This window comes from Anaerotignum sp. (assembly GCF_031981185.1).
Taxonomy (GTDB): Bacteria; Bacillota; Clostridia; order Lachnospirales; family Anaerotignaceae; genus Chakrabartyella.
On sequence record NZ_DALYUL010000005.1, the window covers coordinates 133332 to 144316 of the forward strand.

Consider the following 10985-nt stretch of genomic DNA (forward strand, 5'->3'; position numbering starts at 1 on the left):
GTTTTAGACTGCTTTACCCACACAGGCTCCTTCGCCTTAAATGCAGGAATTTCCGGTGCGAAAAGGGTTTTGGGCATTGATGCTTCTCAGCTTGCCGTAGACCAAGCTATAGAAAATGCCAAGTTAAACGGCTTGGAAAATGTGGTACATTTTCAATGCGAAGATGTATTTGAATTGCTTCCTCGTTTAGAAAAGGAGGGCCAGAAATTTGACGTTATTATTCTTGATCCCCCCGCTTTTACAAAATCCAGAAACTCTATCAAAAATGCAATCAAGGGTTATCGCGAAATTAATTTACGGGCAATGAAATTGGTGAAAGACGGTGGATTTTTAGCAACCTGCTCCTGTTCTCATTTCATGTCCCCCGAGTTATTCACACAAACCATAGGCCAAGCCGCAAAAAATGTGCATAAACGGTTGCGACAGGTGGAATATCGTACCCAATCCCCCGACCATCCCATCCTTTGGGCTGCGGATGAATCCTATTACCTAAAGTTTTATATCTTTCAGGTGTGCCAGAACCCTTGATTTTTTTCTTCAATCACGAAGAACAGGCAATGACTATAGCCCATACCGCTATAATCATTGCCTGTTCTTTTTTTTGAGGGGAGGTATATCTATGTCAATATATTTGAAAAGCCGCTAGGCTTGTTTGCGATTTCATATACATAGGATATCAAATCTTTTTGAAGAAACAATGGACAAAAACCGTCATTTCCTTTAAGAATTGCGGAATAGAATCTTAACGAAACCGGTTATGATTTTAGAATCCAAACTTGACATTAAAAAAGGCCTATATTGCAATATTCCTTCCTGCAATATAGGCTCTTTGTTTATCTAAATAAATCAGCTTAAAAGGGCAATTCCCTTTTCCAAACGACGAAGTGTTTCTTCCTTACCTAAAATATCCGCCAATTCAATGGCACCACCAGGGGAAGTAGGCTCTCCAGACAAAGCTGTTCTTACGGGCCATAACAGCTGACCGTTTTTAATTCCCATCTCACCAACTAACGCAATCAAGCTATCATGGATTGTTGTTTCACTCCACTCCGCCAACTCCTTCAAAACAGGAATGGCAGCCTGCAAGCTGGTAAGCGCAATGGCATCATCCGTTTTCATCTTCTTATGGGTATACAGCTCAGTTCCATACTGAGGCAATTCCTTAAAAAAGGCTACCAACGTAGGAATATCGTTCAAGGTCTCTAAACGTTTTTGCAAAAGTACTGCTATTTTTTTGCCATCCAACTGCGTTCCTCCCAAAGCCTCTTTAAGCTTTGGCTCAGCCAGGGCATAAAATTTTTCAAATTCCATTGCTTTCATATATTCGCCGTTCATCCAAGTCAATTTTTTAATATCAAAAATTGCCGGGGATTTGCTTAAGCCGGAGATATCAAATTTTTCCTCAAGTTCCTGTAATGTAAAAATTTCTGTATTATCAGAAGGGCTCCAGCCTAACAAAGCAATATAATTTACGATTGCTTCAACCAAATATCCCTCTCTCACCAAGTCTTCAAAGGATTTATCCCCATGGCGCTTAGAAAGCTTGTGATGGGCATCTCGCATAACCGCAGGTAAATGTACATAAACCGGCGCATCCCAACCAAAGGCTTGATACAACAGATTATATTTGGGTGTGGAGGATAAATACTCACTGCCTCTCACCACATGAGTAATTTTCATCAAATGGTCGTCCACTACATTGGCAAAGTTATAGGTAGGAAATCCATCTGCTTTCATCAGAATTTGGTCATCCAACTCTTTATTTTCCACAGTGATTTCCCCATATACCATATCATGAAAGGTGGTTGTCCCATCTTCAGGCATTTTTTGACGGATGACAAAGGGTTCACCCCCATCAAGCTTTGCCTGCACTTCTTCCTTGGTTAAATGGAAACAGTGGCGGTCATACTTGGCAAATGCGGCACCATCAGTATTGTTTTCCTTCAAAGCTTCCAAACGCTCCTTGGTACAGAAACAATAGTATGCCTCTCCCTTTTCCACCAATTCCTTGGCATAATCCATATACATACCCATACGTTCACTCTGTATATAAGGGCCAAATTCGCCACCAACATCAGGGCCTTCATCATGATGTAAACCTGTCATTTTCAATGTATTATATATAATATCTGTGGCGCCTTCAACCAAACGTCCCTGGTCTGTGTCTTCAATACGCAGAATAAATTTTCCTCCCTGGGACTTTGCAATCAAATATTCATATAACGCCGTACGCAAATTCCCAATATGCATATATCCCGTTGGGCTGGGCGCAAACCTTGTTCTGATTTCCATTTTAATACTTCCTTTCACAAAATAATCCTGCATGCTTTATTTATAACTCATTCTAGTTTATACGCAAACCTGTCCGCTGTAAAGCCCTTTTTCCAGAGGGTTTCACGGCTATTTGTTCAAAATATGCTAAGCCTTTTTGTTATTCCACGTTCACATTCTTTATTTATACAACCCCATTTTATCCAGTTTCTTTTTCCAGATACGAAAAAGCCCCATTACAATGCAAACTTTTGCACGCAGTGGAGCTTTTTTATCCTTTGTACTGTTCTTTGTGAAGCCATTTCAGCCTCATAGGATTATTTCAGCCTATAACTTGGCTCTTTTGTAAAAATTTAATCAGATGCTTGCAGTAGTATCTTGCTCCGCTGTATAATTTTTATTCATGATTTTTACCATGAACAGAATGAAGCAAAGGGCTGCAAAAATAATACCTGCAGGATAGGAGAAAGCGGCACTTAATTGAAAGCCTTCTGGCGCCATTAAAATATAGGTACTGCTTACCGCTGACATAAATGTTGCAGGAATGACTGCCACCCAAGGCAAAATTTTATTGTTACGTAAGTATGCCGCTGCTGCCCAAAGAGCGATCATAGCCAATGTTTGGTTGCTCCAAGAGAAATATCTCCAAATAATTGTGATGTCAATCTGAGAAAGAAGCGCACCAATTACCAGCAAAGGAATGGTAACCCCAAGTCTTGTTTTGATTTTTTTCTGATCAATTTTGAACCAGTCAGCAATTACCAAACGAGCACTTCTAAACGCTGTATCACCGGAAGAAATAGGACAAGCGATAACGCCAATCATTGCAATTACTGCGCCAATGGGCCCAAGAAGCGTATTACAAATTTCATAAACAACACCGCCCTGTCCGCCAAGTCTTGTAATTGCTTCTGCCAAGCCGCCTGTACTTTGATAAAAAGCAACACCCGCCGCTGCCCAAATCAGTGCAATTACACCTTCGCAAACCATTGCGCCGTAGAAAATTTTTCTGCCGTCTTTTTCGCTCTTCATGAAACGTGCCATCAGAGGAGACTGGGTTGCATGGAAACCGGAAATAGCACCACAAGCAACGGTAATAAACATGAAGGGCCAAATAGCCTGTCCCTTAGGATGAAGATTGCTAAATGTAATTTCAGGAATGGTATACCCTTGTATTACAATCCCGCTGGCTACACCAAGAGCCATAACAATCAAGCAAATACCAAAGAGGGGATAAATTTTACCAATTAATTTATCAATGGGTACTAAAGTTGCCAAGAAATAGTATGCAATTACCACAATCAACCAGAATTTTGCATCAAATGTTTCTGGAGTCAGCATTGCCAAAAGGGCAGAAGGGCCTGTCGCAAAAACAGTACCAACCAATACCAGCAATACAACTGAGAAAATACGCATTACAGTTTTCATAAAAGGTCCTAGGTAAATGCCAACAATTTCAGATATACTGGTGCCTTTGTGACGCATGGAAATCATGCCTGAAAGATAATCGTGCACACCGCCGGCAAAAATTGTACCGAAGGTAATCCATAAAAATACGGATGGCCCCCACAACGCACCTGCAATTGCACCATAAATGGGGCCTAACCCCGCAATATTTAACAACTGAATTAAAAAAATCTTGCCATTGCCCATTACCACGTAGTCCGTTCCATCCGCCATTGCTACAGCAGGAGTCTCTCTATCATCGGGTTTAAAGATTCTTTCAATGAAAGCACCATATACTACATAACCTATGATAAGAATTGCAAGACATACGAAGAAACTAATCATAACTTTCCCTTCCTTTCATTTTTAGAAATATGTATTTTATAAGTTCTACCGCCCATTGAGAGCAGTACTTATGCCATCTGAATTTCCCAGACAGCACAAATGGCATATCCCTTAAAAAATATGTTTCCAAGCTTGACAAAGTTGATTTTTGTAATATCATCCAAAAAAATAGCAGCTAGAATCTTTATTGCTCCGTTCCATGGTTGTTTTCCAACCCAACAATAAATTCCTTATATTTCATCAATTCAAATATTTACATTGAGAAAACTTACACAGCTCAATGCCACCGCTTTATCTTAACTTTGTCTATCCCTTGTCACACATTTCTTAAGAAATATGATTCTAAGGAAAGAATATCGTATTTTCGTGTTTTTGTACTGTTTTTTGTTGTCACTGGTTATTATTCAAGCATAAAAAGCAGAATTCGCTGTGCAAAATGCATTTTATTTTAATGTGATTTTAACGTGTGTTTAAAATCTAGTATAGAAATTGCAGAATTTTCAAAATTTCTTACACTTTTTTCCCGGCGTAATAATAAAAATTTATCCATCTCCTTATCAACATTCCCTCTTATGTTGTTTATTTCTTCTCAAGCAATGTTCCACGCTTTTGGACTTAACATTATTCACACCAGTAAAAAAAGAACTTCACTTCTTTTTAAATGAAGCAAAGCTCGTTTCAGCTGGATACCCAGAAAAATCGGTGTCACTTTCTCCCCAAATCACATAAGAAAAAGTCGTTTCAGCTCCTTTATCTGGTTTCTACCTACCGTTAAAATCTCCTTTTCATAACCCTGCATTTTCACACAGGTGGTATTATTAAACCAAGGATAAATTTCTATCACATACTCTAAATTAATCAAGTAGCTTTTATGAATACGGAAAAACCCGCATTCTTTTAGACGCTCCTCAAAGGAATTCATGGAGCAGGATGTTGTATAAGACTTTCCTTTGGCATGAACAATGCATGCCCGCTTCCCCGTTTCAATATAGACAATATCAGCAATATCCAATAAAATCATTTTTTTGTCACTGGTGATGGAAACCTTTGAAATAGGTTTTTTTTCATCTTCCCTTGGGGATGTCTTCTCAATGCTTACTTGCCCTCGCTTTTTTAAAAACCGTTGTATGGTTTGCTCAATTCTCTTGGTATCAAAGGGCTTTAGAATATAGTTCAATGCATCAATATCAAAGGCTTTTTCCGCATAACTGTTATATGCGGTGGCAAACACAATTTCAACCTGAGGCTGGGCTTTTTTTGCCATAGCCGCCAAAGTAGTACCATCCATGTCGCCCAAATTAATGTCCATAAAAATCAAGTCGAAATCTTCTTTCAAAAATAACTCCATGGCTTCGGTGCCTGAGCTGGCCTCCATAATTTCCCCGTCCTCTAGGCAATCTAAAATCAGATGCCGCAGCTCACTTCTGGATGGCCTTTCATCATCTACAATTGCTATTTTCATCTACTTCCACCCCCTTATCCACTGGAATTCTAATGGTAACTTCTGAACCTTCTGACGAAGCTTCAATTTGCAAACCGTAATCCTGCCCATAGATGCTGCGCAGTCTCTTGTTTACATTGGAAAGTCCCACCTTTGAGCTATCCAATGTGCATTTATGCAAGGCATCAATAATTTCTTGGGGGATACCATAACCGGAATCCTTCACTAAAATTGTTACCATTTGCTCTGTTTGCCGTGCTCGAATGGACACCCGCCCAACACTTCTCTTCATTGCCCCATGCTTCACTGCATTTTCTACAATCGGCTGCAAAATAAAGCTGGGAACCTGACAATGCAAATCCATGGGCACATCAATGTCAAGTATCAATCTTTCCTCAAACCTTGCTTTTTCCAATTGTAAATAGGCATCCACATGAGAAAATTCATCATAAATATCAATCATATATTGATTTGTATTTAACGTATTCCTAAAATAGGTGCTTAGCACAATTAATAATTCCCTTGCCTTTTCCGGCTTCTCACGGCAAAACGCAGTTATGGTATTGAGGGCATTAAACAGAAAATGGGGATTAATTTGGGATTGCAACGCCATAAACTCAGCCTTTTGTAATAACTCTCTCTGTTTTTGTGCCTCAGCCAATTCCAATTGGGTGGAAAAAAGCTTTGCCAAACCATCAACGAAATCTTTGTCTGTTTGTATGGAAATCTTAAATTTTTTGGTAAAAACCAAAATAGCCCCTACTACACTTCCTTTACTATGCAAAGGCGCCCCTACAATGGTAAAGTGCTTCAAATGTTCATAAAAAACATCGCCCTCCTGTGCCCCTTCGGCAACCATTACCCGGTCTTTGCCAATTACCAATTGAGCAATTTGAGGCAGGGTTTTTCCCTCCATGTTATCCCGTAATGCAGTAACATCACATTGATAATTGAGTATTTTTTCCCGATCTGTTATAACCACACCACCGTCTCTGGCGTTTTCCAAAATCATTTTGGTGACCTCATCCATGTTTTCCTTATTATACATCCCTTTTCGCAAATAGGGCAGGCACTGCTCCGAAATATCGAAAGCCAGTTTAATTCTTTTGGCAGACTCATTGTCCTGCTCTATGAAAATGGAATTGAAAACAGAAATAAAAATAACCATGCCTAAAGAATTAAATAATATCATTGGCACTGCAATAATTTGTACCGTCTCTAGGGCTGCAGGATAAGGCTTTGCCACCAATAAAATAATGATCATCTGAAATACCTCGGCCAAGGCGGAAATCAAAAAAATATCGATTTTTTTCCAATTGTTTCGTTTTAAATATTTAGATGCCAAAACACCAATAACACCCTCTACAAAAGTGGAGATCGCACAAGCCACAGAGGTAAAGCCTCCCACATCAAAAAAATACCGATGTAATCCGCCGATAATTGCTGCTCCCATACCTACAATAGGCCCACCAATAATACCGCCAGACATAACCCCAATAACACGCGTATTCACAATCGCACCGTTTACATCTGTTCCTGTATAGGTAGACAACACACTAATCAAACCAAAAATTACCGCCAATGCAATATTTGATTTAATATCTGTTTTATAAGAAAACATAAACTGTTTGATGAAGGTTGTTTTTGTCAAAATCTGGGCAATAATTACCAGCATAGATAAATTTAATATTAAATTTTTTAAAATATCCAGTGTCATACGTTTCCCCCATTTTTATTTGCAACTATCTTTATTTAGGATACTACAAGCCACCAAAACGGTCAACATAAGGGATTTTGGTTTTCTTATTATCTCACATGCATTCCAATAAATCCCCCTATTCTTATTTTTGGCACTCTATGTTTTAAAGTTTTTTAAAATGGAGACTTATGTCTTCTTACGTCCCTTTTATTAAAGTTCTTATAAAATGGAATTCATTGCTATTTCTATTTGCACATGCTATACTATGTCAAATTAAAATGTTTCTTTAACAGCTCAAATATGTAAAGTTTGGCTGGTACAAATAATATTTTTTCACCGCCTTGGCGATTTGCAACTCTCTAAAAATTAGAAAGAAGGTGTTCCTAAATGGAGCTGAACCAAAACAATATTCGAAAAATAAGAGGTCTCATTGTTTTTTCCATTCTAATTCTAATAGGTCTTTACCGCTTTGACATTGTAATAAGCTCTATCGGTTTTATTCTGCATATTCTGCTGCCTTTAATCTTGGGCTGTGCCATTGCTTTTATTTTAAGCGTTCCCATGGATCGGATTGAAAAAATGCTGTTTATCACCCCCTTGCGTACCGCAACAGGAAAGAAAAAACAGCGTTTAGAGAAAATGATGAGTCCTGTCAGTTTGATTTTGGCAATTATTTTTGTGCTTGCACTCCTGTTCATTGTTACTGCTCTGGTTCTGCCCCAGCTGGCAACCACCGCTACAGATTTGGCACAATCCTTGCCGGAAAGACTTCCCAACTTGGAAGCAAACCTTGAAAAATTCTTTTCTGCAAACCCCGAAGCTGTATCTTATCTGTCCGCTATTGAGATTGACTGGCAAAAACTGGTTGCTGGTGTAGCTAACTTTTTCAAGTCAGGCATTGGCAATATTTTAGACTCCACTTTTGTCGTTGCCAAAGGTATTCTAAGCGCCTTTACCTCTTTTTTCATAGGTTTCGTTTTCGCTTGCTATATCTTACTGCAAAAGGAAACCTTAGGCAGACAAATCCGGAAGTTTCTTTTTGCCTTTGTACCACAAAAATATGCGCAAAAAACAATTGAAATCTGTGCTCTAACTCACAAAATATTTGCAAGTTTTCTTGCCGGACAGTGCCTTGAAGCGGTTATTTTAGGCTCTATGTTCTTCTTAGCAATGTCTATTATGCGTCTGCCTTATGCTCTGTTAATCGGTGTATTTATTGCTTTTACCGCCCTAATCCCCATATTCGGGGCTTTTATCGGGCTATTGCTAGGTACATTCCTAATTCTAACCGTGAATCCTGCCCAGGCACTTATTTTTGTTATCCTGTTTTTCATTCTACAGCAGGTTGAAGGCAACCTGGTTTATCCCTATGTTGTAGGCGGCTCTGTTGGTTTGCCCTCTATATGGGTTCTTGCGGCAGTAACCATCGGTGGTAGTTTATTCGGCATTATTGGTATGCTTGTATTCATACCGATTGTTTCTGTTCTTTATACGCTCCTTAGAGAAGCAACGAATCATCGCCTAACAGAAAAAAATTTGAAGGTGGAATAAAAGGGCCCCCGGCGCTCCGAATACCTTTATAAACATAGCCTTTATTGAAATTTTGGAAAATTAACCTGAAATGATTTAAAAAGAGTGCCGATGATATCGGCACTCTTTTTATGTCTTCCCTTTTTCCATAGCACTCAAGTATTGGCAGATTCCCTGATAGTAGGCTTGTGCAGCCTTCGCACAACCTTCTTCCGAACCAAAATCCTTCACATCCTGCTCATTGGTTACAAAGCATTGCTCCACCAAGACAGCGGGACAATTCATATTTTTTAACATTCCAAAGGTATCATAGTCATAAACCTGCGTATCAGTGGAGTCAATTAGCAGTTTGGAGGCTTCTCCCGTCTCGTTAGGTACATAGTATCCAAACCGAACACCGTCCGCCCCTCTAAGCCTTGCCCCTGCCACTTTCATTTCCATTGCTATGTATTGGGCAAATGCCAAACTTTTCTCGTAGTTCTTTTTTCCCGGAGGAGAGGGATAGCATTCAAATCCGTAGGCCGATGAATCCTCACCGGAATTGGCATGAATAGAAAGTACCAAATCCGGCTTTGCCCTTTGAAAAAGCTTGTTTCTATTGGTAACAGTTTTGTCTTCACCGTCTTTGCGTGAAAGAATTACCCGAAAACGCCCATCCGCCTCCAATAGCTCCGCCAGCTTGGCGGTGGTTTTTTCCGTCAGCGCGACTTCCTCAATGATACCCACTGCTCCAGTATCAACACCACCGTGACCGGCATCAAGGCCAATTATATAAGGCTTGCTAAAGTGAAAATAGATCTCGAATCCAACGTATCCCACTGCAAAAAGAAAGATTAGTAAGATTAGCTTTATTGGCAATCTGCCTTTTCGGCGTCTGCGCCGCTTTTTCTTTATTCTATGCGGCTCATATTCCCGCCAGTTTTTGCCTTTCATACACTGTCACTCCAATTTTTTAGGGATAGTTTATATTGCCCCAACAGCCCCAATTACTTGCCCAACCATTTATAAACTCGCCTAGTTGTTACCTCAAGATATTAAAAATCATACTAAATCAACAGCTAAAGATGAGAAAGTAAATGGTATGGATCAAATGGTAAATGTCTCATTTGCTTTGGAAATTTGTACAATTTTATCGCCATAAGGTTTTTCTTTCAGCATTTGACAAACTTGAAACTTTCCCCAAAAATGCATAGGAAATATAGCTTCTGCGTCCACCTCTTGCATAAAGTAGTCAGTTGCCCACGAGTACTTGTCCTCTAGGCGCAAATCCGCAGGAATAAATGCAACGTGGAACTTTCTCCCTTTTATTTTTAAGATTTCATCTTGATAGCTTTTCGCAATTTCATCATTAAATTCCTGACTCTCTCCATTCCAATGCCACCAGTTTAAATCTCCACCATGGTAAATTTCTTTTCCATCTGCAAGCACAGCAAAGGCTACTCCCTCATCATTTGATAATAAGGTTTCTATGGTAAGCCCATGGAATTGATAGGTTTCGTGGGGCTTCACATACAAAACCTCTCCTGAAAAGGTAGAGTCCAAAGTCACATCATGAGACATTACATAGGCCCCATTATCCGCCCAATCAAGTATCCTCGTATCAAAATGATCTCCATGATTGTGGGATACAAAGAAAATAATGTCCTTGCCCTCATAGGCTTTGGGATCAAAAAAATCAAAACGTTTACCCTGAGAGTAATAGTCAAATACCAATACTTTGTTTTCTGTTTCCACTAAAAAACCGCTATGATTAAAATAAGTAACTTTCATAAGACCTCCTGATTATCCTAATAAGTCAGATATATTCTGCCTATTATCAAAATTAAACGAGTCATGACACCTTTATCTATAAAATTTCTGAGAAGACCATCTTACTCATACTACCATCAAAAAGAATGACTGATTTTACCATATAATTGTACCACATTTTGCTTTAATTTCTACCTTTATAAAAAAGACTTAAGAATTTCTCAAGTCTTTTGCCAAAAATGCAACTATATAAAACTATAATGATCAAAAAACCTGATAAGCATTGGGAATTTCCATATTATACGGGTGTAAATCATTTCCCCCTCAAATTTCTTAATTTTCCACCACTTCTTTTTTTAAGGCAGCCGCCCCTTGTTCCAGTAATTTTTCAGAGACAGCGTTATCATATAGCCAGTCCCTTAACTCATCTTCCTTTAAAATCAAGGGCATACGATGATGTACCTCTGCGATTTCACCCATGCTATGAGTGGTTAACACCACGAT

Annotated in this window: 9 protein-coding genes; 2 read left to right on the forward strand and 7 right to left on the reverse strand. The window is 39.1% G+C overall.

Annotated features, from left to right (window positions below):
* Positions 1-528, forward strand: a 528-nt coding sequence (locus RTK36_RS04350; RefSeq protein WP_312044717.1) for a class I SAM-dependent rRNA methyltransferase, incomplete at its 5' end; no start/stop codon positions are given.
* A 318-nt stretch (positions 529-846) separates the two neighbouring features.
* Here RTK36_RS04350 and gltX read toward each other — a convergent pair.
* The 4 genes from gltX to RTK36_RS04370 form a co-directional block, all read right to left on the reverse strand.
* Complete coding sequence (gene gltX, locus RTK36_RS04355; RefSeq protein ID WP_312044719.1) at positions 847-2292, reverse strand: glutamate--tRNA ligase; 1446 nt, start codon at positions 2290-2292, stop codon at positions 847-849.
* A 336-nt stretch (positions 2293-2628) separates the two neighbouring features.
* Positions 2629-4062, reverse strand: coding sequence for a carbon starvation CstA family protein (locus RTK36_RS04360; RefSeq protein WP_312044721.1), 1434 nt, complete (start codon positions 4060-4062; stop codon positions 2629-2631).
* Between the two features lie 721 nt (positions 4063-4783).
* Positions 4784-5524: a LytR/AlgR family response regulator transcription factor gene (locus tag RTK36_RS04365; RefSeq protein ID WP_312044723.1), complete on the reverse strand. Its 741-nt coding sequence runs from the start codon at positions 5522-5524 to the stop codon at positions 4784-4786.
* Positions 5502-7220 carry a LytS/YhcK type 5TM receptor domain-containing protein gene (locus tag RTK36_RS04370; RefSeq protein WP_312044725.1) on the reverse strand — a complete coding sequence of 573 codons (1719 nt, stop codon included), beginning with the start codon at positions 7218-7220 and terminating at the stop codon, positions 5502-5504. Before RTK36_RS04370 ends, RTK36_RS04365 begins: the two co-directional genes overlap by 23 nt.
* A gap of 369 nt (positions 7221-7589) precedes the next feature.
* Here RTK36_RS04370 and RTK36_RS04375 point away from each other — a divergent pair, with 369 nt between their 5' ends.
* A complete protein-coding gene (locus tag RTK36_RS04375; RefSeq protein WP_312044727.1) occupies positions 7590-8753 on the forward strand; it encodes an AI-2E family transporter in 1164 nt (387 codons plus the stop codon).
* A 108-nt stretch (positions 8754-8861) separates the two neighbouring features.
* On the opposite strand, the gene RTK36_RS04380 is transcribed toward RTK36_RS04375, so the two are convergent.
* From RTK36_RS04380 to RTK36_RS16670, 3 genes are all read right to left on the reverse strand, one after another.
* Entirely contained in the window at positions 8862-9665 is an 804-nt protein-coding gene (locus RTK36_RS04380) for an N-acetylmuramoyl-L-alanine amidase family protein (protein ID WP_312044729.1), read from the reverse strand.
* Between the two features lie 153 nt (positions 9666-9818).
* Positions 9819-10502: an MBL fold metallo-hydrolase gene (locus RTK36_RS04385; RefSeq protein WP_312044731.1), complete on the reverse strand. Its 684-nt coding sequence runs from the start codon at positions 10500-10502 to the stop codon at positions 9819-9821.
* Positions 10503-10814: 312 nt separating this feature from the next.
* Entirely contained in the window at positions 10815-10985 is a 171-nt protein-coding gene (locus RTK36_RS16670) for an SOS response-associated peptidase family protein (RefSeq protein ID WP_442871334.1), read from the reverse strand.

Coding starts and splice junctions, on each gene's coding strand:
- RTK36_RS04360 (WP_312044721.1), bottom strand. CDS start 4,062: ATGATTAGTTTCTTCGTATGTCTTGCAATTCTTATCATAGGTTATGTA.
- RTK36_RS04375 (WP_312044727.1), top strand. CDS start 7,590: ATGGAGCTGAACCAAAACAATATTCGAAAAATAAGAGGTCTCATTGTT.
- gltX (WP_312044719.1), bottom strand. CDS start 2,292: ATGGAAATCAGAACAAGGTTTGCGCCCAGCCCAACGGGATATATGCAT.
- RTK36_RS04370 (WP_312044725.1), bottom strand. CDS start 7,220: ATGACACTGGATATTTTAAAAAATTTAATATTAAATTTATCTATGCTG.
- RTK36_RS04365 (WP_312044723.1), bottom strand. CDS start 5,524: ATGAAAATAGCAATTGTAGATGATGAAAGGCCATCCAGAAGTGAGCTG.
- RTK36_RS04385 (WP_312044731.1), bottom strand. CDS start 10,502: ATGAAAGTTACTTATTTTAATCATAGCGGTTTTTTAGTGGAAACAGAA.
- RTK36_RS04380 (WP_312044729.1), bottom strand. CDS start 9,665: ATGAAAGGCAAAAACTGGCGGGAATATGAGCCGCATAGAATAAAGAAA.